Source organism: Anabaenopsis sp. NIES-4685 (genome assembly GCF_059725405.1).
Window position 1 is genome coordinate 2527987 of the sequence record NZ_AP043602.1, and the last position, 25389, is coordinate 2553375.

The following is a 25389-nucleotide window of genomic DNA, read 5'->3' on the forward strand; positions in this document are numbered from 1 at the left end:
ATCGTTTATACCTAAGAGATTTCAACCCAAATTTTGAGATAATACTGGGGACTATAGCTTAAGTAGTCTTAAGTATTAATTAGCGGAAAAACAGGTAGTTAATTATGAATAAAAATAGTTGGTTGGGACTAGGGAAACAAAGCCTAATTCGACCTGGTGCTATTGGTTGGATGATTGGGGTGGGGACTTTAGTTTTATTTGCAGCTAGCAGTTTAAGACACTTTTTATTTCAATCAGATGGCTTTGATTTAGGTATTTTCGACCAGGCTATTTACTTAATTAGTCAAGGTGAAAACCCTATATCTTCCTTTTTAGGGTTTCATATTATTGGGGATCATGCTGCTGGAATTTTTTATCCTTTAGCTTTGTTATATAAGGTCTACCCCAGCGTTTATTGGTTATTTGTTGTCCAAGCGCTAGCTTTATCTTCAGGTGCTTTACCTACATATCATTTAGGTATGATAGCAGGACTAAAAGAGAGCCAAGCAATTGGTATGGCTGGTGTGTATTTGTTATATCCACTGATATTTAATGCTAACTTATTTGATTTCCACCCGGAAGTTATTGCTGTACCTTTACTGTTGAGTGCAGTGTTGGCGGCGCGTCTGGGAAAAATAACTTGGTTTTGTGTTTGTGTGGTCTTAATTTTAAGCTGTAAAGCAGTGTTATCTTTGACTGTTGCTGGGATGGGACTATGGTTACTGTTTTTTGAGAAACGACGTTTTGCTGGGGCGATCGCTCTTTTTTTAGGAACAGCTTGGTTTTTAATAGCGACACAGTTAGTGATTCCCTCCTTTAGCGGGTCAGAAGCAGGAGCAGTTGGACGTTACAGTTATTTAGGTAATTCGGTTCTAGAAATTGCTCAAAACTTATTTTTCCAACCATGGCTAATCTTAGGAACACTTTTCTCCCTAGACAATTTAGTGTATTTAGTTTTATTATTTTCGCCAATTATTTGGGGTCTGTCTGCTGCTAGTTTCAAATCATTAATACCAGCTATTCCTTGTATTTTTATCAATCTACTAGCAGACTATCCCTTACAAAAAGACTTGGTTCACCAATATTCATTACCAGCTTTACCTTTTCTAATATTGGCTGTAATTACTAGTTTGTCTTGGGGTAAGGGATGGATCCAAAATAGACGTGGGATGATTATCTGGTCATTGATAGGATTTCTTTGCTTGGCAAAATTTACTTACTTTGGTGGTAGATATTTAAGTTCTGTAGACAATTTGCAAGCTACCCATGAAGCAGTATCCCAAATAAAGACCAAAGGAGGCGTTTACACAACCTCACAAATTTCCCCACATTTAAGCCATCGACAAATAATTAAGTTTACAGATGGTAATTTTCCCCAGGACTTCAAGATTTTTGACTATATTTTATTAAATGTTCGTCATCCCGGTTGGGGAAGTAATGAAGAGTTTGCCAATTCTCTGGTGAAGCAAATAACTTCTAATCCCCAATTTAAATTAGATTTTCAGGATCAAGATGTTTACTTATTTAGTAAAAACCTAATTAATTAGTGGTGCGATTAATGTCAATTCTTCAACCTTGCCTATAACTTGACTCATAGGTACATTAAGATGATCTAAACTACCATTATCTAATAGTAAATAATATTTTTCTGACCACATTTGTTTTAAAACTCTAATATCTGCGGGAATGACTTGACAATCACAGTAAAAATCTAAACTAGGACGACCATAAGCAAAAGAAGTGTAAATTTTAGTTCCTGGTGCAACATGGGAGCGAATTAATGCAGCTACTGGTTTAACAGGAAAAGCTTCGTTTAACTCCCAAATCCAGGATTTGGAAGTCATTAATAGTAATAAAACTAGATACATCCCGGAAAAGAGGACAGGAATAAAACGGCGATCGCGTTGTTGAATCAACCATGCTGCTAAACTTATGCTGATTGCCAAAACTAGACTCATGGCTATTAATACAGGCTGAGGTTCAGCAACAATAAAGTAAATACATCCTCCCACACCTGCTAAAGCAATAATAGTCAAATATATTGACCAAGATTTGTTAATTAAATGCTTAAACTGCCAAACTTGGCTGAGTTTTGCCCCAATTGCCAAAGCTAGGAAAGGATAAACCGGCATAATATACCAAGGTAGTTTGGTTCTCATCACAGAAATACTAAAAAAGTAAACAATTATCCCAATGAGAACTAAACGGGCCCAAGAGGTATGATGTTTTTTGATAGCTAGATATAAACCACCAGGTAAAAATATGAGCCAGGGAAAACCATATTTAATTAACTCGATTAAATAGTACCAAGGCGGACCGCTATTACCTTCTACAGATTTAACAACACGGTTAAAGGTTTGTAGGTGTAAATTTATTTGCAAGAAATTATCCCCATAATATTGCCATTGGGCAAAATACCAAGTTAAAGGTGCTGCTGTTCCGAAAAAAATTCCTGCCCAGAAGTAGGGATTTTTCGACAAAGTTAATTGTTTCTCAGTAATCAAAAATAAACAAGCGATTAACCCCAATAATAAAACAAGCATCCCTTTTGTTAGAGTAATTAACCCCAGACATAAACCAGCACCTAGTGCATATTGCTGATTTTGACGCGATTTTAGTAGAAAAAATAACAATAATAAGAAAAAAGTAATACTGGCGCCATCTAGCATTGCGAGTCGCCCATGACGTACTACAGGCAACATTGTCAGGTAAACTAAGGCTGAAAACAAAGCTGGTAAATTTTGCTGAAAAACCAAACCTCCTACTAGATAGAGTATAGGTACTCCCAAGGCAGTTAATACTGCACTAGGTAAACGTGTTGTCAACTCATTCACCCCTCCCAGGGAGTAAGTCCAAGCAATCAGTATATGGATGAGAGGCGGTTTATTATGATATGGTTGATCTGCCAAAACTGGGTAAAGCCAAGTCATGGAAGCAAATGGGGCGCGGCAAATTTCACGAGCAACTTGTGCTACAGTACCTTCATCCCAATCTCGTAAGGGTGAGTTTCCCAAAAATATTAGCCAAAGAATCAGAGATCCCAGAAGTAAGGTTATTAGCCATTTTTTCTCTGCAGATCGGCGCATATTTGAAAATTACAAGACAATATTTTTTTAGTTTATCCTGCTCTTGGTTGCTGTGCTGAGTGTAACTAAATTTATTGACAGGGAAGGGTGCAATCAATGTGCAACTTGACAAGGAATGTTAATTGTTCAAGGTTACAAATTGTCTTAGAGGATGTTTTATAAGTTTTCAACAGGTAATTTTTATCTTAGGGAACAGGGAACAGGGAACAGGGAACAGGGAACAGGGAATGGGTAATGGGTAATAGGTAATAGGTAATAGGTAATAGGTAATGGGTAATGGGTAATAGGTAATGGGTAATGGGTAATGGTTAATGGTTAATAGGTAATAGGTAATGGGTAATGGGTAATGGGCAAAGATAACATAAAGTCCCCTCTCCTTGCAAGGGGAGGGTTAGGGAGGGGTCAAACAATAGTTGATACAGTAATCATGACTTGACAAACATCCTCTTAGAAAGGAATCCATAGTTATTGACTTGAAAATTTAACTTTTTATTCCAGAGATACTAATGACAAATCGCTGACGCTAGGCTAGGCTATCAGGAGCAAAATATCAGGTGATTGAAGAGGGGATAAGATTTACTTAAATGTCACAGAAAATTGTGTAAATTGCTATAACAACACTGGAAAAATAATTGATTGCACAACTTAGGTGTTATTGTGAGGGATTGACCAATGTCATGGGGCTGTTTTTATCTAAAACCAGATTTTTTAGGTTATGTTTGCAGCTTTAAAAGCTATGGTCTGATATTTTTGTAATTCCTATGTATCTCTAGCTAAAAATTATGGATAGCAATAGAAATATGGGTATTTAGTATTTATAACCAATTCTGTTATGAAAACACCGTCACAACTATAACTGATAGTTCTACCCTTGAAGGAGCTATGAAGTGGCAAAAAGTAAGACTTTTCTGTGGCCGCAAGGAATACTAATTGCATTGCTTTTCTTGAGTGCTAGTTTGAGCATTAGCTTAATGTTATTCATCAAGCCCAATGCATCTGATAGCTCGCGTGGCGTAGCCATTGCTCAGGGCAGACGAAGTATAAATATAAATAATTTACCTGCCCCCAAGGTCAGTACTCAGCAGCGCATTGAGCAGTTAAAGGCGGCGATGCTGACCAGTTGGGAGCAAGAAGCAAACACTAAGGGTGTTACCTCTGGTGCACCAGCACGCTTTCAAGGAGCAACTATTAAGGCGGGGAAATTGAATCAAGATCAAAAAGTGATTGCTCTGACTTTTGATGATGGCCCTTGGAGGGAAACCACTTCACAAGTGCTGGATATTCTTAAACAAAATAATATTAAAGCTACATTTTTTGTTGTTGGACAGAATGTTAAGAATTATCCCACTCTAGTGCAGAGGGTGATTGCTGAAGGTCACGCCATTGGTAATCATACTTGGCATCATTGGTATCATTATATGAATCCCAATGCAGCAGCCTATGAAGTTAAGCATACAACGGAGATAATTTATCAAGTTACCGGTGTCAAAACAAATTTGTTTAGACCGCCGGGGGGAATTATGCACAATGGACTAGCTGCTTATGCTAGAAATAATCAGTATGCCATTGTTCTGTGGTCGTCGGATTCATTAGACTATTCCCTACCCAGTGTCCCGAACTTGGTCAATAATGTTTTTCGGAACGCACAACCTGGCGGTATTGTGTTGTTGCATGATGGGGGTGGAAATCGTTCCCAAACTGTGCAAGCTTTACCGGAAATTATTAGTAAGTTTCGACAGCAAGGTTATAGTTTTGTGACTATTCCAGAACTTTTAGTGATGGAAGACAAAAATCAAACTTTGCTCGCAAACAAAAAATAATGCTTATGGCTATTGCAAGGTGCTGTATGAGTTGTAGAGACGTTAGTTATTAACGTCTCTACAGTTTTTTAACTGTTGAGAAAAGTTGGGTACCTTGTGGTGAGAACCTAAACTGAACTCAACTGTTTTTCCACAATAGCTTGGGGATTTGCTTCTGGACTCTGGGCTTCAGAAGGTGGTACTAGTTGCCAGAATTTAGGCAAGTATTCTGACCAATTTTGCAGAATCATTTTTGCTTTTGGTGAACCAGTGCGATCGCCATGATTTCTGATTAATTCTTGCAATTGTTTTGCGCCCGCTTCTGTCAGCACTCGCTGGACTTTGACAATTTCTGGATTGACTAACTCCGGGAAAGAATTGTCTTCATCTAGGAAGTATGCTAGTCCGCCAGTCATCCCAGCGCCCACGTTACGTCCTACTTTCCCCAAGACAACAATCACACCACCGGTCATGTACTCACAGCAGTGGTCTCCTGCACCTTCAATAACTGCCATACCTTTGGAGTTGCGTACAGCGAAGCGTTCACCGGCTAAACCGTTGGCGAATAATACCCCACCCGTGGCACCATAAAGGCAGGTGTTACCAACTATGACATTTTGTGATGCTGCGTAGGTAGCATCAGAAGGGGGTTTGATGATGATTTCACCACCGTGCATCCCCTTACCCACATAGTCGTTAGCTTCTCCTGTCAAGGTCAAAATCATGCCAGGGAGGTTAAAAGCACCAAAGCTTTGCCCCACACTACCTTGGAAATTGAGGTTAATTTGTCCTTCAAAACCACTGTCACCATAGCGAGAAGCGATCGCACCGGCTAACCGTGCTCCCACTGTTCTATCAGTGTTAACTACCGCCAGGGTTTTTGTAGCAGTGGTATTTTGGGCGATCGCCCTTTGAATATCTGGGTCAGCCAGCAATTGGTCATCTAGCACCACACCGTTACTGTGGACTTCTTCATGTAGTAACCAGGTACGGTTATTTTTACCATCTGGGAGGTGTAGTAAACAGTCAAGGTTGAGTGCTTGGGTTTTGCTAACTTTTGCCCCCTCTCGTGTGGTTAACAAATCAGCCCGTCCGACAATTTCTAATAAAGAGCGGTAGCCGAGTCTTGCTAGTAAATGGCGCACTTCTTCTGCGATAAAATAGAAGAAATTGACTACATGTTCTGGCATTCCTGTAAACCGCTTGCGAAGTTCTTCTTTTTGAGAAGCAACACCCACAGGACAGTTATTAGTGTGGCAGATGCGCGCCATAATACAACCTTCGGCAATCATGGCGATGGAACCAAAACCAAATTCTTCACCGCCCATCAAAGCGCCCATGACCACATCCCAACCAGATTTTAGCCCACCGTCTACACGCAAAATCACGCGATCGCGCAGGCCATTTTGCATCAATACACGATGTACCTCAGTTAACCCTAGTTCCCAGGGTGACCCTGCGTGTTTAATAGAACTCAGTGGTGAGGCTCCGGTACCACCGTCATGACCAGATATCTGAATAATATCGGCGTTAGCTTTAGCTACACCCGCCGCAATAGTCCCAATACCAATTTCCGCCACCAGCTTTACAGATACCTGTGCTGTGGGGTTAATTTGGTGCAGGTCAAAAATCAGCTGTGCTAAATCTTCAATGGAATAAATATCATGGTGGGGAGGGGGTGAAATCAAGGTTACACCGGGCTTAGAGCGCCTTAACATAGCAATGTAAGGACTAACTTTTGCTCCTGGTAGTTGTCCACCTTCCCCGGGTTTTGCTCCTTGGGCGATTTTGATTTCAATTTGTTGGGCGCTGCTTAAATATCCTGGTGTGACCCCAAAGCGTCCGGATGCTACTTGCTTAATAGCACTAGAAGCTGTGTCACCATTGCGCAAGCCATGCAAATGAGGTAAAGTCGATGATTTACCGGATGGGTCTACGTCATTTAGCACTTTATACCGTACTGGATCTTCCCCACCCTCCCCAGAGTTAGATTTGCCACCAATGCGGTTCATGGCTATAGCCAAAGTCTCATGGGCTTCTCTTGATAAGGCACCTAAAGACATCCCACCAGTACAGAAGCGTTTGACAATCTCACTGACTGATTCTACTTCTTCTAAAGGGATGGGTGCGCGATCGCTTTGGAAGTCCAACAAATCACGCAAAGCTGTTACTGGTCGTCCTTGTAGGTGCTGCTTGTAAACTTCGTAGTGGTCATATTGTTTACCATCCACGGCTTTATGGAGCGCCTTGGCCATTTCTGGGTTATTCATATGGTATTCTCCCTTAGGGAAATACTGAACAAAACCCAAATTTTCTAACTTCTTAGCGGTCAGTTCCGGGAAGGCTTTGCGATGGAAACAAAGCACTTCTTCTGCTAATTCCTTGACGCTTAACCCACCGATGCGGGAAGTTGTACCACAGAATCCCAATGCTAATAAATCCCCACCGATACCAATGGCTTCAAAAATTTGCGCCGCTTGATAACTGGACAGTAAGGATATTCCCATTTTTGAGAGAATTTTTAGTAAACCGGAGTTTACCGCTTGGCGATAATTCCCTAAAGCTTCTTCTAGGGTAAGCTTGGTTATTTTACCCCGTTCCATAAAGTTTTGGGTTTTGGGTTTCCACCACCAGTCGCGGACAGTATCCAAAGCTGTGTAAGGACAAACCGCATCAACTCCATAGCCAATCAAACAGGCGAAGTGATGTGTACTCCAGCACTGGGCTGTTTTCACAATCAAGGATGTTTTAGTTCGTAGACCTTGCTGTATTAGGTGATGATGTACTGCTCCTACTGCTAGTAAGGGAGGAATGTAAGTATATTCAGCACTAATGCCATTATCCCCTTCTGGGCAATCGCTGAGGATCAAAATCTTTGCTCCAGCCTTGACAGATGCCGCAGCTTGTGCTTTTAAAGACTGTACAGCATCTTTTAATCCTTCTGGTCCTTGGGCGATCGCAAATAAGGTGGATAATTCCGCTGTTGCAAACCCTGATAACCGAATCGCCTCTAGTTCTGTCTCCATCAACACAGGGGATTCTAATTTCAGTTTGCGGGCGTGTTCTGGCTTAACTTCTAATAAGTTTCCCCGTTCTCCGAGTTCCACATTTAAGGACATGACCAACCTCTCCCGGAGGGGGTCAATGGCTGGATTTGTCACTTGAGCAAAACGCTGCTTGAAGTAGTCATACAGTAGGTGGGGTTTTTCTGACAGCACCGCTAAAGGAATATCATCCCCCATGCAGAAAGTCGGTTCTTTACCCTCAGCGGCCATGGGTTGAATTACCATTTCTACATCTTCTGTGGTATAGCCAAAGGCCAATTGATGACGCAGTAGGGTTTGTTCATCGCTTCCTATGGCTACCCCACTGATATTTTGGTGCGTGCTGGAATGACTATTCCCATTGCTGGGAGTTTGATTTACTAGGTGTTTGAGTTCTTGGCGATATTGTTTTAACCATTCTCCATAGGGATGCTGCTGGGCGATGTATTGTTTAATTTCCCAATTTTTGAGGATTTCATGGTTGACCAGATCCACAGCAATCATTTGTCCTGGTCCGAGTCTACCTTTTTCCAGAATATTCGCTTCGGGAATTTCTACTACTCCAGCTTCGGAAGCGACAAGGATGTAATCATCTTTGGTAATTAGATAACGAGCGGGTCTTAATCCGTTACGGTCTAGTGTTGCGCCAACTTTTTCACCATCACTAAATACTAACAGTGCTGGCCCGTCCCATGCTTCTTGCAGTCCGCTGTAATATTCGTAAAAATCGATAATTTCGGGATATTGACGCAAAGAAGGTTGATTTTGGTATGCCTCTGGCACCATAATCATTAAGGCTTCCAAGGGGCTACGTCCTGAACGTACCATTAATTCCAGAACGTTATCTAGGGTGGCTGAGTCGCTGTTGTCGATATGAACTAGGGGCTTAAATTCCTCGGAGCGATCGCCCCATACTGGATGATTCAGGCTAGATTCCCGTGCCATCATCCAGTTAATATTACCCAATAAGGTGTTAATTTCCCCGTTGTGACCCAATAAACGCATGGGTTGAGCCAGAGGCCACTTGGGCATGGTATTAGTGCTAAAGCGGCGATGGTAAACGGCAAAGGCGCTTTTGTAGGCTGGATTCTTTAAATCGAGATAAAATTCTCCCAAGATAGCAGAGCGCACCATGCCTTTATAGACTATTGTCCGATTGGACAACGAGCAAATATAGAATTCTGCGGAAATATGCTGAGTAGCTTTGAAAATTCGCCGGCGGGTAATATATAGTTCTCTTTCTAGTTCATCCCCACTTTTATCTGCTGATCCTAGAAAAACCTGTTCTATCTGGGGTTGATTTTCTCTTGCTTGTATCCCCAGTAAATTAGGTTGCACTGGTACTACTCGCCAACCCAGTACGGTTAATTTTTCTGCTGTCGCTATTTCCTCGACTATACCTCTAATTTTTGCCGCTATTTCGCTACTTTGTGGTAGAAATAACATTCCTACCCCCACATTTTCCCGGGAATAGTCTTTTTCAAATAACTCCCAGGGGATTGCTGTCAATATTCCTGCACCATCACCAGAATCTTGGTCAGCGCTACAACCACCGCGGTGTTCTAAACAGGTTAAAGCATCTAAAGCTTTTGTCACAATTTCGTGACTGGCATAATTGCGGCGATGAGCAATAAAACCTACACCACAAGCATCTCGTTCTTCTACTAACCACCTTGGTTCCATCTAATGGTTTGATTTGAATATCTGAAATTTTCTGTGTTTGTGATTGATGCATCGCTTTATCTTTCATAGACTGCTCTTGAGATGGTTAGTCACAAATGTTGCCAATATTTGTGAGAAGAATATGCCTTACGCTACGCTAGCGTAGCGTAAGCAATTACCCTAGTCTTTGACGTAGTCCCGACCTAGCAGAATCCAGCTTAGACTGTGGGAAAAATCGTTTTACCTGGAAAATATATAAATCACCGAAATTTAGAGAAAATTTTTCACTTCGGTTTTTTCTTGTTTAACCTTTTGCAAATACCTGCGGTTTTTTTTATACTTTTGGTTGATATTCTCAAGCTATTTTTTGGTTCAAGTTTCTATTCCCAGATGAAAAAAAATAGAGTTCAAGTAAAACTTTTTTGGCTTACCCGTAACAGAACTTAGTTTTCAAGTGCGGAATAATCCTGATTCATCCCCAAAATCAGCGTATTATACAACATACACATTTGACAATTACTCCAAATATCTTTTGTTGTATATATTTCATTGTTTGATGATGATTTGATCCATCTTGCTAGAAGACAGACCTCACTCAAATAGCAACCATCCGTGAATATTAGATATTTTCACTGGCTTTGCAGCAGCCAAACTAGTTTTTTATACAGCTTGACTGAATAGAGTGATGGTTAAAACACTCAGTAATAGTGTTTTTAATGGTGTGATGACTTTTTCAGTTGACAAGAGATAGATAGCCAATTTATATATTATCACATTTATGCAAAAATTCAATCACTATTTCTTAAGATTCCTGTGAAACTTACTGTGCTGCAAGTAGTCTATGCCTAAGCCACCTAAGCTATCAATAATATTGAGGTAAAAATGTCACATCATACTAAAAAACATTATTGTGCTCTCACCAAGAGCAGTAATCAAAGGTGGCTACGGCTAGTCCACGCCGGCTATCGGTTGCCTTCGGGCATGTTGCGGTCTATAGCACCAACAGCAGTAGTGATTATTATATTCTGCTTATGTACTAAATGGTCTAGTAGAGCTGAGGAATCCTGGATCAATACCAGCCCGGTGACGCAAAACACACCTTGCTGCACATCCACCGGTGGGGTGTTAGCGTCTGGTAACCAAATTATCCTCAATGGTCGTACCTTACCAGGGGCTTGGTTACAGGAGAGAGGAACAGATGGGCGAGTGAAAACTTTTTTGAGTGACGGTGCTCTAAGGCAGATCGTTGGAGTTGATTTTTTGAGCAGCAACAGTGTTGCTAGTCAACCAATAGAATGGTTCTCATCAAACCAGGAACCATCGGTTTTAGCTACCAGGCTGCTGCAAGGCTATCGCTATATGGATATTACTGATTTTACTCAAACAGTAGGTTGGGTATTACAAGCTAATGGTAATGTTATGGCGATCGCCACGCCAAAAGCTCAAATAAAAAATATTCGTCAAAGTCAACAATCTATCGCTACGCCACGCAAGCTCTCAGGGGTTAGTCTTCCTCCCTTTCATTCAGCTCGCATTGTCTTAGATTTAGATCGTCCATCACCTTGGCAAGTCTCGCCAGGGGGAACTATAAGCACTGAAACAGAAGCAGAATCTGCAGCACCACCCAATAGAGAGTGGGTAGTGGCTCTAGATGCGATCGCCGATGCTGCTTTAAGCCAACGCTATGCTCTATCAACATCACCAACCCCGGCAAATCCTCATGGGGGTAAGGTGGACAGATCAATAGTGAGAAAATTAGAGGTAGTTAACAATCGCACAATTATTAGTCTGAGTGTACCCTTTGGTATGGCTCCCCAGATCATGACCTTAGCAAACCCCAACCGCCTGGTCATTGATCTTCGTCCCGATGTTCCTGGTACAACGAGATATTAACTGGGCTACAGGATTGCGCTGGCGACAGCAATTTGTCAGTTTAGGTACAGAACGCTTTCCCGTGGTTTGGTTAGATATTAATCCCCGTCAAACTGGCTTACGTTTACAACCCATTGGGACTAACACCAGCAGTCAAACCGGTACAGCACCACTCATCCAAATGGCAGAGCAGTCTTCAGCTGTGGCCGCAATTAATGCTGGTTATTTTAACCGCAATAATCGATTACCTTTGGGGGCAATTCGTCGGGGTGGTCAGTGGCTATCAGGCCCAATTCTTAATCGGGGGGCGATCGCCTGGAATGACTCCGGGGAGTTTTACTTCGGTCGTCTCACTTTAGAAGAAACGTTAATCATTGACAATAATCAAAAGTTGCCGATTCTATTTTTAAATAGTGGTTATGTGCAGAGTGGTATTGCTCGTTACACCAACACATGGGGAACTAGCTACACCCCCCTAACGGATAACGAAATCATTGTTATTGTCCAACAAAACCGAGTCACAAATCAGCTACCAGGTGGTAAGGCTGGTGAAACAACATTTACCATTCCCCAAGACGGCTACCTACTAACCTTACGTGCCAATGCTACTAGTGGTAAATCATCGTATTTAGGGGCATCACAATTAACTATTGGTACACCAGTTAGCATTACCAGCACAACAAATTCCCCCAACTTTAACCGCTATCCCCACATTATGGGAGCCGGTCCCCTATTAGTACAAAATAATCAAATTGTCCTGGATGCTGCTAGGGAAAAGTTCAGTCCAGCCTTTATTAGACAAAAAGCTGCTCGTAGTGGTATTTGCACCACAGCAAGCGGATCAGTAATCATTGCTGCTGTACACAATCGTGCTGGTGGACTAGGCCCCACCCTAGCGGAACACGCCCAATTAATGAAGAATATTGGTTGTGTGAACGCTCTGAATTTAGACGGTGGGAGTTCTACTGGTCTTTATCTGGGAGGACAACTACTCGACCGTTCGAGTAATACTGCGGCACGTGTCCACAACGGTATTGGGGTTTTCTTAGAACAAGAGTAGGGAGTAGGAAGGTAAGGGGTGAGGATTCTAGGTTTGCAATGATTAATGCAGTCGGACTCATGTTTTTTAAGCTCAGGTCATCGTCACTCTTGTGGTGTGAAGAGTTGGTATAGAAGTTTTGGTTGAAGGACTTATTTTTGCACCCTCCTGTTTTAATTTTGTTATGTTTAGCAAGGTGCAAATCTCAAGGATCAGTTTTACCCTTCATCCAACGATTAATAACGGTTTGTTTGTAGACCAACTGAGGTAACTATGGCGCAATTTCCAGAAACCACACAAACTAATAATCTATCTCTACCCGTGTCCATCTCTAATAAAGGGATTGCTGCAACCGAGCTGCGCCCTTGGGGTTCTTTTACAGTGTTGGAGGAAGGGCGGGGATATAAAATTAAACGCATAGAGGTCAAACCGGGACACCGTCTCAGTCTGCAAATGCACCATCACCGCAGTGAGCACTGGATTGTTGTTTCTGGTACTGCTAGGGTTCTTTGTGGAGATAAGGAGGTGCTACTGAGGAACAATGAGTCAACCTATGTACCCCAATGTACATCCCACCGTCTGGAAAATCCGGGAGTGATTCCTTTGGTGTTAATTGAAGTCCAAAATGGTGAATATTTAGGCGAGGATGATATTATTCGCTATCAAGACGACTATGCTCGTAATGATGGTTAAAACTGCCACAACTGCAAAAGCTGTAGGTATAGTATACTCAGTATTTTTCTCATACCTCAGTACCGATTAGACTGAGATTAGTCCCCGTTTGGCGGGGACTAATCTTTTCAGTGATACACACAGGATGTTAATATTAATTCACGAATTAAGAAGACATACACCAGTAGCACTGCCCAGTCACCTATATGCTGATTTTAGCCCAGTAAAAAATCAAAACCAAATTTTTTGTAATCGTGACTTTTAGACTTCAACTGTCTGTAATATTTTAAAATGGGGTTTTTTATTGTCGATAACTTAGCCTGGCGGAAGCCATAACTAATTCCATGATTCATCTGAGTCCAGCCGCAATCAGTGAAATTGGGCGATTACAGTTAAAACAGCAGCCAAATTCTTTATTCAGATTAGCAATTAAGGTAGGGGGCTGTTCAGGTTGGTTTTATGATATGTCTTTTGACCACAATGTCACGATGAACGATGGCGTTTTTGAGGTGAGCGGTATTCAGGTTGTCATAGATCATGAAAGCCTGAATTATTTAAATGGGTTGGCATTAGATTATTCAGAAGATTTAATGGGTGGTGGTTTTCGCTTCCACAATCCTCAGTCCATAGCCACCTGTGGCTGTGGTATGTCCTTCTCCATGATTACGCCCATATCTGTTTAAATAAAAAAATATCAGTTTGACATAGAACCCCAAAAAAAGATATAATCAGGATTTGTTAAAAGTTAGACCTCTAAGCAGCTTTACGCGCTGTAACTCATGCCAACAATACAGCAACTCATACGTACCGAACGCGAAAAAGCGCGTCAGAAAACTAAGTCTCCAGCTCTAAAGCAATGCCCACAACGTCGGGGTGTTTGTACAAGGGTATATACAACTACACCGAAAAAGCCCAACTCTGCTCTACGTAAAGTAGCAAGGGTAAGATTGACATCGGGATTTGAGGTCACAGCCTATATTCCAGGTATCGGTCATAACTTGCAAGAACATTCAGTAGTAATGATTCGTGGCGGTCGTGTGAAAGACTTACCAGGTGTGAGATACCACATTATCCGTGGAACATTAGATACAGCTGGAGTTAAAGACCGTAAGCAAGGGCGTTCCAAGTACGGAACCAAGCTCCCGAAAGGAACGAAGAAATAGGAAATAGGCAATTAATCGTCGAGGATGAATCATCATCCTATAGGTTGAAAGGGTGCGATAGCTAAATAGTGGTGATTTATGTTGCCACAAAGTCTTGCTAAACCCTGTATTAAGCAGTGAAAATTAGGTAATTTAAACCATTATCCTGCCAAGCGATTGGCTATACCCTAAGCCGCGCTACCCTATCGCCAGTGCCGTAGGCAATTGCAGCGGTTGCATCTAAAATATTAAAGTTTATGATGTCGTCGCCTAATCTGGCGTGGAGAAAAAAAAGACAAAGTTAAAACGGCGGCTTTACCCGCCCATATACCTAGTGTCTGATAGCATATAATTTCGTTGCCAAATCCGAAGTAAAGGTGAAGTATGTCTCGTCGTGGTGTTATTCAAAGGCGTCCAGTTCCGCCTGATTCCGTATATAACAGTCGCCTGGTCAGCATGATAATCCGGCGGGTGATGCGTCATGGAAAGAAATCACTGGCTGCTAGGCTGGTTTATGATGCCATGAAAACTATTGAAGATCGCACCGGCGCTCCGCCACTGGAAACTTTTGAAAGAGCAGTCCGCAACGCCACGCCTTTGGTAGAAGTAAAAGCGCGTCGAGTAGGCGGAGCCACCTATCAAGTACCGATGGAAGTACGTTCAGACAGGGGTACAACCCTAGCTTTGCGCTGGCTAGTTAAATTTTCCAGGTCTAGACCCGGACGCACAATGGCAAGTAAATTAGCTAATGAGTTAATGGATGCTGCCAACGAGACCGGGAATGCAATTCGCAAACGGGAAGAAACACACCGGATGGCAGAAGCTAACAAGGCTTTTGCACACTATCGTTACTAAGAAAAGTAGGGGTATATCGTGGATATAACAGCGGTATATCGCCTACGCACAAAAAAAATACGGTTTTCCGTAGAAGTATAGAACCTTAACAAAGAGTAATATACAAGATATCATGAGACAAAAACTATAATAGGAGGCTACTGTGGCACGTACGATCCCGCTAGAGAGAGTACGCAATATCGGTATTGCGGCGCATATAGATGCGGGCAAGACAACGACAACCGAAAGAATATTGTTTTACTCTGGCATAATTCATAAAATTGGCGAGGTTCATGAAGGAACAGCCGTGACAGACTGGATGGCGCAGGAGCGTGAACGGGGAATTACCATCACTGCTGCTGCTATCAGTACCAGTTGGAAAGATCATCAAATTAACATTATCGATACTCCCGGACACGTTGACTTCACAATCGAAGTAGAACGTTCTATGCGGGTGTTGGATGGTGTAATCGCGGTGTTTTGTTCTGTGGGCGGCGTGCAACCGCAGTCGGAAACAGTTTGGCGACAAGCAGACCGCTACAAAGTCCCCCGCATAGCTTTCATAAACAAAATGGATCGCACAGGGGCGAACTTTTACAGAGTTCACGAACAAATGCGCGATCGCCTGCGGACTAATGCCATTGCCATTCAACTACCAATTGGTAGTGAAAATGACTTGAGAGGAATCGTTGATCTGGTACGCCAGCGTGCCTATATTTACAACAACGACGAGGGAACAGATATCGAAGAAACAGATATCCCCGCCGAAATGCAAGACCAGGTAGAAGAGTACCGCACCAAGCTTGTAGAAGCTGTAGCCGAAACCAATGACACTCTGATGAGTAAGTACTTCGAGGGAGAAGAACTTACAGAAGATGAAATTCGCTGTGCGCTGCGTCAAGGGACAATTGCGGGTACGATTGTGCCAGTACTGTGCGGCTCGGCATTTAAAAACAAAGGTGTGCAGTTGATGCTGGATGCAGTGGTAGATTATCTACCAGCACCAACGGAAGTACCAGCTATCCAAGGTACATTACCTACAGGTGAGGTGGTTGAGCGTAGAGCTGATGACCAAGAACCTCTATCAGCTCTGGCCTTTAAGATTATGGCTGATCCCTACGGTCGTCTCACCTTTGTTCGGGTTTATTCTGGTGTTCTGAAGAAAGGTAGTTATGTTCTCAACGCTACCAAGAACAAGAAAGAGCGGATTTCCCGTCTGGTGATTCTCAAAGCAGATGAACGCCTAGATGTGGATGAAATGCGGGCTGGGGATTTGGGAGCCGCATTGGGATTAAAAGAGACCTTGACGGGTGATACCATAACTGATGAGGGATCACCAGTAATTCTGGAATCTCTATTCATTCCTGAGCCGGTAATCTCGGTAGCGGTTGAACCCAAAACCAAGAACGACATGGACAAGCTCTCTAAAGCTCTGCAATCTCTGTCTGAAGAAGACCCCACTTTCCGTGTCAGTGTAGATCCAGAAACCAACCAAACCGTAATCGCGGGAATGGGAGAACTACACCTGGAAATTCTGGTGGACAGGATGTTACGTGAATTCAAAGTAGAAGCGAATGTCGGCGCGCCGCAGGTAGCTTACCGCGAAACGATTCGGAAATCAGTCTCCAAAATTGAAGGGAAATTCATTCGCCAAAGTGGTGGTAAAGGTCAATATGGTCACGTTGTGATCGATTTGGAACCAGGCGAACCGGGTACGGGCTTTGAATTTGTTTCTAAAATTGTGGGTGGTGTCGTACCAAAAGAATACGTCGGACCAGCAGAACAAGGAATGAAAGAAAGCTGCGAATCCGGTGTATTAGCAGGATATCCACTAATTGATGTGAAAGCAACTCTGGTGGATGGGTCATACCACGATGTAGACTCTTCAGAAATGGCTTTCAAAATTGCTGGCTCAATGGCAATGAAAGAGGCAGTATTGAAGGCTTCTCCTGTACTATTAGAACCTATGATGAAAGTTGAGGTTGAAGTACCCGAAAACTTCCTTGGGGATGTGATGGGCGACCTTAACTCTCGTCGTGGACAAATTGAAGGTATGGGATCTGATGATGGTTTAGCCAAGGTAACTGCTAAAGTCCCATTGGCAGAAATGTTTGGCTACGCTACTGATATCCGCTCGAAGACCCAAGGTCGGGGTATCTTCTCGATGGAATTTAGCCACTACGAAGAAGTACCTCGCAACGTGGCTGAAGCAATCATAGCGAAAAGCAAAGGGAACGCTTAATTAAAAAAGGAAACGAGCATTCATGGCACGCGCAAAGTTTGAAAGGACTAAACCCCACGTTAATATCGGTACAGTTGGTCACGTTGATCATGGTAAAACTACTTTAACAGCAGCCATTACTATGACTCTGGCGGCGCTGGGTCAAGCTACAGGTAAAGGCTACGATCAAATTGATAATGTCCCAGAAGAAAAGGCACGGGGGATTACCATCAATACGGCTCACGTTGAGTATGAAACCGGCGATCGGCACTATGCTCACGTAGATTGCCCAGGACACGCTGATTATGTGAAAAACATGATCACTGGTGCGGCTCAAATGGATGGTGGTATTCTCGTAGTTTCCGCCGCAGATCGCCCCATGCCCCAAACCCGTGAACACATCCTACTCGCAAAGCAGGTAGGTGTGCCCAGTCTGGTTGTGTTCCTGAACAAGGAAGACATGGTAGATGACCCAGAACTATTAGAGTTGGTAGAATTAGAAGTCCGTGAGCTATTATCTAGCTACGATTTCCCCGGTGACGACATCCCCATTATATCGGGATCCGGTCTCAAAGCATTGGAAAAAATGACTGCTAACCCCAAAACTCAACGGGGTGAAGATGAGTGGGTGGACAAAATCTACGCCCTCATGGAAGCAGTAGATTCCTACATTCCTACTCCCGACCGTGCTGTAGATAAACCCTTCCTGATGGCAGTGGAAGACGTATTCTCGATCACAGGTCGTGGTACTGTGGCCACTGGTCGGATTGAGCGTGGTAAGGTTAAAGTCGGTGATGTGGTTGAACTAGTCGGCATTAGAGACACTCGCAACACCACGGTGACTGGGATCGAGATGTTTAAGAAGAGTCTCGAAGAAGGTATGGCTGGTGATAACGCCGGTGTGCTCCTGCGCGGTATCCAAAAAACTGACATCGAGCGCGGTATGGTAATTGCCAAACCAGGTTCTATTACTCCACACACTCAATTTGAAGGTGAAGTATACGTCTTGACAGAGAAAGAAGGCGGACGGAAAACCCCATTTTTCTCCGGCTATCGTCCTCAGTTTTACGTACGGACAACTGATGTAACCGGCACCATCAAATCCTTTACTTCTGATGATGGTAGCGAGGCAGAAATGGTGATGCCCGGCGATCGCATTAAAATGACAGTGGAATTGATAAACCCCATTGCTATTGAGCAAGGAATGCGCTTCGCAATTCGTGAAGGTGGACGCACTATTGGTGCCGGTGTCGTCTCCAAAATTCTGAAGTAACACCTTTTTGTTCTATAAGCAAGGAGCGCTGGTAGATAATCTATCGGTGCTCCTTTATCTTCCTTCTTTGATTGCTTGTTCAAGTAATCACCTATGCTGCGGCTAATCTCAGCAGAAGGGGAATTGTGACAGTCTCACCCCAAAGCCTTGGCCACGGTGGGCATAAAAAGTCACTATCCCCGATAATTCTCAGAAAAATCATCATCATTCATCAGAACCTAGAAAATTAAAGATGGCAACTCTACAGCAGCAGAAAATTAGAATTCGTTTACAGGCTTTTGACCGTCGCTTATTGGACACATCTTGCGAGAAGATTGTAGACACGGCTAACAGAACTAACGCTACAGCTATAGGCCCAATTCCTTTACCAACAAAACGTAAAATCTACTGTGTGCTGCGATCGCCTCACGTAGATAAAGATGCCCGGGAACACTTTGAAACCCGCACCCATCGCCGGATTATTGACATTTATCAACCTTCTTCCAAAACTATTGATGCCCTGATGAAGCTAGATTTACCTTCTGGTGTGGACATTGAAGTAAAACTATAAGGTTAATGCTGTAATATTTACCCAGCCCTGAAGAAATTTATCTCAGGGCTTTTTATCAGCTGGGAAACAAATGATAGAATATCAGAAAAGTACGGGGAAAGCAGAGAAGAATAAATTTCACAATTAATTTTATACAAAGGTAACAATGACATCCTCTTCTAAAATTGCAGTTCGCGAACTACCTCTGTTCCCGTTACCCGAAGTAGTTCTATTCCCTACTAGACCATTACCCCTACACATCTTTGAATTCCGCTACCGAATCATGATGAATACGATTTTGGAGAGCGATCGCCGATTCGGTGTGTTAATGGTCGATCCAGTTGACGGTACAATCGCTAATATTGGTTGCTGTGCAGAAATCATTCATTACCAACGGCTGCCAGATGACCGCATGAAAATGTTAACTTTGGGACAGCAAAGGTTCCGTGTTTTAGAATACGTCCGCGAAAAGCCGTACCGTGTTGGGTTAGTAGAATGGTTAGAAGATCAGCCGCCAACTCAAGATTTACGCCCCTTAGCCGCAGATGTCGAACAACTCTTACGAGATGTAGTTCGTCTCTCAGCCAAGTTAACTGAGCAAAATATGGAACTACCAGAGGAATTACCCGACCTACCTACAGAACTTTCTTACTGGGTAGCAAGTAATCTCTATGGTGTGCCATCAGAGCAACAAGCATTGTTAGAAACACAAGATACCTTACTTCGCTTGGAAAGAGAAGCAGAAATTTTGACTTCTACTCGGAATCATTTAGCAGCCCGCGCCGTCCTCAAAGATACTTTCAATAATTCGTAATATAGCATTTCCCATGCTCGTGAGGTACAAATTTTTTTAGTTTGAGGGAACAGGGAACAGGGAACAGGGAATAGGGAATAGGGAATAGGGAATTGGTGTGTACTTCATGAGCCTGAAAAAGGCTATATTTCCTTTTTCCCAGGGGAAGGCTATGTGATAACTTGCGTGGCGTAGCCATAGGTAATTCGTAATTCGTATTTTTTGAATTACGAATTACAACCCAGTTTTTATAGGTAGAATATTATAGCTGCCAAAAATCTTCAAGATTTCTGTATGCTCAGTTAACTGCGCTAAAGCGCATCGCATTTGCTCTTCGTGCACATCTGCTTCTAAATCAATAAAAAACAAATATTCTCCTAGCGATCGCTTCGTTGGTCGCGATTCAATACGACTAAGATTAATCCCTAACCCAGCAAATACCTGTAGTGGTTTAAGTAGCGTTCCCGGCAAATTCGCTGGGACAGTGAAAGCCAAGGAAGTGTAATGAGCACTTCCTGATATAGCCACTAAATCTTCCACCCATTGACTCACCACCCAAAAGCGAGTGCAGTTGTCGGGGTAGTCATTAATATTACTAGCCAATATAGGCAATTTATAGAGTTCGGCGGCTCTACTGGATGCGATCGCAGCCGCGGTTAAATCTCCATCCAGTCGCTGTAGGGATTCGGTAGTCGAATTACTCGCTATTAACTGCACAGTTGGGAGAAACTGCCCTAACCATCCTTGACATTGTGCTAAAGCTTGTGGGTGAGAATAAACAGTTTGAATAGTATCTAAACTACCGGCACAAGAAATTAAAGCATGAGCAATCGGCATCACCAAAGCCAACTGAACTCGTAAACTATCCAACTGCCATAGTGTATCCATTGTCATAGTTACACTGCCTTCAATAGAATTTTCTACCGGTACAACAGCTAACAGAGTTTCTCCAGACGCAACAGCGTTGAGTGATTGGGAAATGCTCGAATATGGACACAACATAGCTTGATTACCTGTTTTTTTTGCCAGCCAGTTAGCATAAAAAGCAGTTACTTGTTCTGCGTAAGTGCCAGGAGGTGCCTAAATGAGCAATAGATATAGTCACAGACTTTAGTCCTAAATTATTTATCTAAACTAGAGGCCTATTGTAATAGGACTCCATCATGGAGCATGGTTGAGCCGAGGTTATGACTGTATGATAGGTAAAAATAGTCTTTTGTGAACAGCTTTTAAATAGAGTTCAATCCAATTTTCTCAAGTTTTCTCCCAGTCAATTGGAATCGGCTCCTATAATGTTTCAACGAATAGAAAAAAATAAAATTATAATTTAATTAAAAACAGAAGTATTCAACAATTATTGCTTTTAATTCATGGCTACCCAGTTTACCGCCTGCCAAACAGTAAGAATTAATGTACCACCACAACCCATCCCTATCCAACATTACCTGCGTCAGCCCCAACGTCTAGTCAACGCACTCACAGATAATAGTCGCATACAGCAACTTTCAGAAGAAATATTTCGCTTAAAAATGCGTCCATTAACCTTCATGTCACTGAGTATTCAACCCACTGTAGACCTGAAAGTTTGGGCAGAATCACATGGAACCATTCAGGTGCGATCGGTAAATAGTCAAATTCTGGGCTTTGAGTACATCAACCAGCGTTGGTCATTAAATTTACAAGGGTATTTATCACCCCAAGAAAACAACAACATCACCAGCCTCCAAGGAAAAGCCGACCTAAAAGTAGAAGTAGATATCCCTGCCCCATTTTGCTTCACACCTCAGCCCATCCTAGAAGCCACAGGTAATGGTTTACTCAAAAGTATACTGATGACCATAAAACAACGCCTACAGCATCAACTCCTAGCCGATTACCACCACTGGGCAACATCACAGGGTATGGAACCTCTCCTAATTGACAACACTAGCGCTGATTGCAATCAGCGCAGTGCCAAAGGCAATTGCAGTCCTGGCGAAATCCCTATTTTCAACCCAGATTAACTCACTCCCTTATATAAAACCTATCTCAACCTAGACCAAGGGGATTATTTAAGAACTAGCAAGCTAGCCGTAGCTTGTATGGTTAAAGTCCAACGCCTTGAGCTTCAGTTAAGTGATCGCTCACTTGACAACCACGAAAAGATTTGCGATGCAGTCGTGATGGACCATACTGTTGGAGAGCCAGCAAATGCTTTTGGCTACCATAGCCCTTATTCTTCTCCAAATTATATAAAGGATACTTTGATGCCAAACGGATGAGCAGCGAGTCACGCCAAACCTTAGCGACAATACTAGCAGCTGCAATACTCACATGAGTTTCGTCACCCTTAACGATAGTTTGTTGAGGCACCAACAAATCTTTAATCAGCTGGTTACCATCAACTAAACATAGTTGAGGCTGTACATTCAGTTTCAGCACAGCCCGCTTCATAGCTAACAGAGTTGCCTGCAAAATATTTAGTTCATCAATCTCAGTACTGGAAGCAACCCCAATAGTCCAGTCCGTCGCCAATTCACAAATTTGCCCTGCTAGTGTAATTCTCCGAGAACTGGAAAGTTTTTTACTATCCTTAATACCAGCAGCCATGAGTTTTGGCAAGGCACAACCAGGCAAAATCACAGCTGCTGCCACCACAGGACCAAACAAAGCACCTCGCCCCACCTCATCTATACCCGCCACCAAGTCACAAGAGAAAGGTAAATGGGAAGGTGAAAAAGGGAGACCCGCCTCACCCGAATTCAAGAATCCGGGATGTGAAATTGTTTCTTCTGTCTCCATAACAGAATTAATTGTCCTCACCCGTAGAAGAGTTAGACTCTAGGGCAGAAGAACGACGGCGGCGGCGACGGTTACCAGTAGAGATTTTGTCGACCGGCGTAACGGCAGGTGTCACTTCCAAATCCATAGGAAAGCTATGAGTAGTAGCTTCTGGAGTTTCAACTACGCTCTCTATGATTATGGTTTCTTCTTGGGGTTCAAAACCATACTCCCTATCCAGGACATTAGGGGTTTTATCTTCTGGTAGCGACAACTGATTATTGGGTTCATCCTGTGACTCAAAAATCAAATTGTGATTTTTTGTGACATTAGTGTCTAATTGTCCTGGTGCAATAATATTAATAATTACTGACTTGGGACTTTTACCCTGAGATTCCTCATCCAACTTCAATAAAGGAGAAACCCCCATCAAAGCGAACACATCTTGTTCTTGGGGACTCATTTCCACAGTTTTAAATTCCGGTGGTTCTACCACTGGTTTAATTGGATCGAGCTTCTCCCTGGTAGCCCGCCCAGTTCTCTCTTGCCAACCGGATTTAGTTAAGGAGGGAGAGGGAATTTCTGGAGTAGACCTTTGGGTATCAATGTCTAAGTCTATATCTAAATCATTGTCAAAACCTACCTCACCAGGAATCACCCCACTGATGTCTCCACCTCGACTCGACAGAGAGTCTAGGCTACGTATATCATCCTTAGTATTAACTCCATTAAGACCAAATCTACCATGGCTGCTCTTACGAACACGACGCTTTACGTCCCGTGGTTCTTGATAGCTAGGATGATTAATGGGGGTATCAATAATATCCCCAAACCCCTCGTCAAAAGACTCATAACCTCGCGCCTTTACTGCCTGTATCCTTGGTGTTTGAACTCTCCCCACGCTATCGTTATTAGGAAAAGAGACCTTAGACTGAGTGGATCCGAAATCCGAACGCTCTGGTATTTCAGCAGTGGTTGGCAGTCGGGTTTCTGTATCTCCTGGCAAACGCACAGTATGCCCCAACCCGCCACAAGTGGGGCAAGTATGACCAAATAATTCATAAATATTTTGACCTTGGCGTTTACGGGTCAGTTCTACTAGTCCTAACTCCGTGAGTTGGGCAATCTGAGGACGAGCTTTGTCTGCCTTGAGTGCTTTATTAAAGTGTTCTAAAACTTGTAATTGGTCGCGCCGCGATTCCATATCAATGAAGTCAACCACAATTACCCCGGCAATATTTCGCAGCCGTAACTGACGAGCGATTTCCGTAGCAGCTTCACAGTTGGTCCACAACACTGTTTCCCTCGCCGTTGCGGATCTCGTGAAGGAACCAGAGTTAACATCTACTACTGTTAATGCTTCTGTTGGTTCAATGATAATATAGCCGCCAGAGGGTAAGTCTACTCTCGGTTTGAGGGCTTCTCTAATTGCGGCACTAATGCGGAAATATTCTAAAATTGGCGAGCGATCGCGGTGATGGTCGAACAATACGCCCTGGGGTGTTTGACCTCCACTCCAATTCTGCAAATACTGTTTTACTCTTTTCAATCCGGTGCTGGAATCCACCACAATCCGATTCACATCGGCACCGTACATATCTCTGAGTACCCGCTGGATAAAGTCATCATCCCGATTCAGTAGCGCCGGGGCGCGGGTAGAATGTGCTTCTTGCTGAATGGCTTCCCATTGCTTTTGCAACAGTTCCAAATCCTCAATAATAGCCTCTTCTGGTTTGCCTTCTGCTTCTGTACGCACCAGTAAACCCATTCCCGCCGGTTTAATCAAAATTGCTAGCGCACGCAAGCGGTTGCGCTCACTTTCACTTTTAATGCGTCGAGATAAGTTTACCCCCCGACCGTAGGGCATGAGAACTACATAGCGTCCCGGTGATGTGATGTTACCTGTGAGCCTGGGACCTTTCGTCCCTGTTGGCTCCTTCATCACTTGTACCAAAACTTTTTGTTGTGGTGCTAATAGTTCTGTAATTGCTGCTGCCGTACGCTTTAGCTTCAATGGACCCAAGTCGGTCACATGAATAAATCCGTTACGCTCTGGATCTCCGATATTGACAAAAGCCGCATCTATTCCTGGTAAAACATTTTCTACTACACCTAAGTAGATATCACCAATTTGGTGATGACCAGTGGCGACTACGAGTTCTTGTATTTGATCTTCAGAAAAGACAGCAGCAATTTGATGCTGTTCTGCTATGATAATTTGCTTTGGCATTCAATTTCCTCAAAAATTGGCAGCGCCAACGAGAAGCTTAGAGGAACACGCGTGCCTTTCGCCCCTGCCAGCTCCAAAAGGCGCTGCTGATCATCAAAATTGTGACTTCTTTGCTCAAAATTAAAGGGAGCATCGGACTAAAGAGTTGCGTTTACACGCGGTGATTATTTTCCAACGGCTGCATATTATTTAACCAAAGTTAACATTGAAAAATCAGGGCAACCCTCTATGGGTGATTTTTGATGCTATACCACTGGTAGCTAGAGATTAGGCATTTAGCACTTGTTTAGAAAATATAGAGGAAGAGTTGGCCACGGCAGCCCATTTTTTAAGTTACTAGTTCACAAGTTAGCTCTAGGGATAGTGGCTTCTACAAGACAAGTCTCACAACTACTTCTACAGCAGCTCCAGCAGCATTCGGCTGATAGCTTGTGTGGCGTAGCCATTCGCTTAT

The 25389-nt window shown here is 43.1% G+C and carries 15 protein-coding genes and 2 pseudogenes; 12 read left to right on the forward strand and 5 right to left on the reverse strand.

Annotation, left to right across the window (positions count from 1 at the left end):
* Positions 1-104 precede the first annotated feature (104 nt).
* A complete protein-coding gene (locus AC6IZ0_RS10825; protein WP_497722906.1) occupies positions 105-1526 on the forward strand; it encodes a DUF2079 domain-containing protein in 1422 nt (473 codons plus the stop codon).
* Here AC6IZ0_RS10825 and AC6IZ0_RS10830 read toward each other — a convergent pair.
* Positions 1515-3065 carry an ArnT family glycosyltransferase gene (locus tag AC6IZ0_RS10830; RefSeq protein WP_497722907.1) on the reverse strand — a complete coding sequence of 517 codons (1551 nt, stop codon included), beginning with the start codon at positions 3063-3065 and terminating at the stop codon, positions 1515-1517. The two genes, AC6IZ0_RS10825 and AC6IZ0_RS10830, sit on opposite strands and share 12 nt — an antisense overlap.
* An 887-nt stretch (positions 3066-3952) precedes the next feature.
* Between AC6IZ0_RS10830 and AC6IZ0_RS10835 the strand changes: the two genes are divergently transcribed.
* Positions 3953-4885, forward strand: coding sequence for a polysaccharide deacetylase family protein (locus tag AC6IZ0_RS10835; protein WP_497722908.1), 933 nt, complete (start codon positions 3953-3955; stop codon positions 4883-4885).
* Positions 4886-4992: 107 nt separating this feature from the next.
* On the opposite strand, the gene gltB is transcribed toward AC6IZ0_RS10835, so the two are convergent.
* Entirely contained in the window at positions 4993-9591 is a 4599-nt protein-coding gene (gltB, locus tag AC6IZ0_RS10840; RefSeq protein ID WP_497722909.1) for a glutamate synthase large subunit, read from the reverse strand.
* Between the two features lie 861 nt (positions 9592-10452).
* On the opposite strand from gltB, the pseudogene AC6IZ0_RS10845 reads away from it, so the two are divergent.
* The 9 genes and pseudogenes from AC6IZ0_RS10845 to AC6IZ0_RS10885 all read left to right on the forward strand — a co-directional run bounded on the left by AC6IZ0_RS10845 (position 10453) and on the right by AC6IZ0_RS10885 (position 19966).
* A pseudogene (locus tag AC6IZ0_RS10845) lies at positions 10453-12502 on the forward strand (phosphodiester glycosidase family protein).
* Positions 12503-12754: 252 nt separating this feature from the next.
* A complete protein-coding gene (locus AC6IZ0_RS10850) occupies positions 12755-13174 on the forward strand; it encodes a phosphomannose isomerase type II C-terminal cupin domain (protein WP_271733703.1) in 420 nt (139 codons plus the stop codon).
* Positions 13175-13497: 323 nt separating this feature from the next.
* Positions 13498-13836: a HesB/IscA family protein gene (locus AC6IZ0_RS10855; RefSeq protein ID WP_497722911.1), complete on the forward strand. Its 339-nt coding sequence runs from the start codon at positions 13498-13500 to the stop codon at positions 13834-13836.
* 96 nt (positions 13837-13932) lie between these two features.
* Positions 13933-14316 carry a 30S ribosomal protein S12 gene (gene rpsL, locus AC6IZ0_RS10860; RefSeq protein WP_271733705.1) on the forward strand — a complete coding sequence of 128 codons (384 nt, stop codon included), beginning with the start codon at positions 13933-13935 and terminating at the stop codon, positions 14314-14316.
* A gap of 363 nt (positions 14317-14679) precedes the next feature.
* Positions 14680-15150 carry a 30S ribosomal protein S7 gene (rpsG, locus tag AC6IZ0_RS10865; RefSeq protein ID WP_271733706.1) on the forward strand — a complete coding sequence of 157 codons (471 nt, stop codon included), beginning with the start codon at positions 14680-14682 and terminating at the stop codon, positions 15148-15150.
* A gap of 142 nt (positions 15151-15292) precedes the next feature.
* Entirely contained in the window at positions 15293-17371 is a 2079-nt protein-coding gene (gene fusA, locus AC6IZ0_RS10870) for an elongation factor G (RefSeq protein ID WP_497722914.1), read from the forward strand.
* A 22-nt stretch (positions 17372-17393) separates the two neighbouring features.
* Positions 17394-18623, forward strand: a complete 1230-nt coding sequence (gene tuf / locus AC6IZ0_RS10875) for an elongation factor Tu (protein WP_497722915.1) — start codon at positions 17394-17396, stop codon at positions 18621-18623.
* A 232-nt stretch (positions 18624-18855) separates the two neighbouring features.
* Positions 18856-19173 (forward strand): 30S ribosomal protein S10, encoded by a 318-nt coding sequence (gene rpsJ / locus AC6IZ0_RS10880; protein ID WP_006196404.1) that lies wholly within the window; start codon positions 18856-18858, stop codon positions 19171-19173.
* Between the two features lie 145 nt (positions 19174-19318).
* Positions 19319-19966 (forward strand): LON peptidase substrate-binding domain-containing protein, encoded by a 648-nt coding sequence (locus AC6IZ0_RS10885; RefSeq protein ID WP_497722918.1) that lies wholly within the window; start codon positions 19319-19321, stop codon positions 19964-19966.
* Positions 19967-20179: 213 nt separating this feature from the next.
* On the opposite strand, the pseudogene pheA reads toward AC6IZ0_RS10885, so the two are convergent.
* Positions 20180-21050: pseudogene (gene pheA, locus AC6IZ0_RS10890) on the reverse strand (prephenate dehydratase).
* Between the two features lie 265 nt (positions 21051-21315).
* Here pheA and AC6IZ0_RS10895 point away from each other — a divergent pair.
* Positions 21316-21948, forward strand: a complete 633-nt coding sequence (locus tag AC6IZ0_RS10895; RefSeq protein WP_497722919.1) for a DUF1997 domain-containing protein — start codon at positions 21316-21318, stop codon at positions 21946-21948.
* An 82-nt stretch (positions 21949-22030) separates the two neighbouring features.
* Here AC6IZ0_RS10895 and AC6IZ0_RS10900 read toward each other — a convergent pair whose 3' ends face one another.
* Positions 22031-22726 carry a ribonuclease HII gene (locus AC6IZ0_RS10900; protein ID WP_497722921.1) on the reverse strand — a complete coding sequence of 232 codons (696 nt, stop codon included), beginning with the start codon at positions 22724-22726 and terminating at the stop codon, positions 22031-22033.
* A 7-nt stretch (positions 22727-22733) separates the two neighbouring features.
* Entirely contained in the window at positions 22734-24935 is a 2202-nt protein-coding gene (rne, locus tag AC6IZ0_RS10905; protein ID WP_497722923.1) for a ribonuclease E, read from the reverse strand.
* Positions 24936-25389 lie beyond the last annotated feature (454 nt).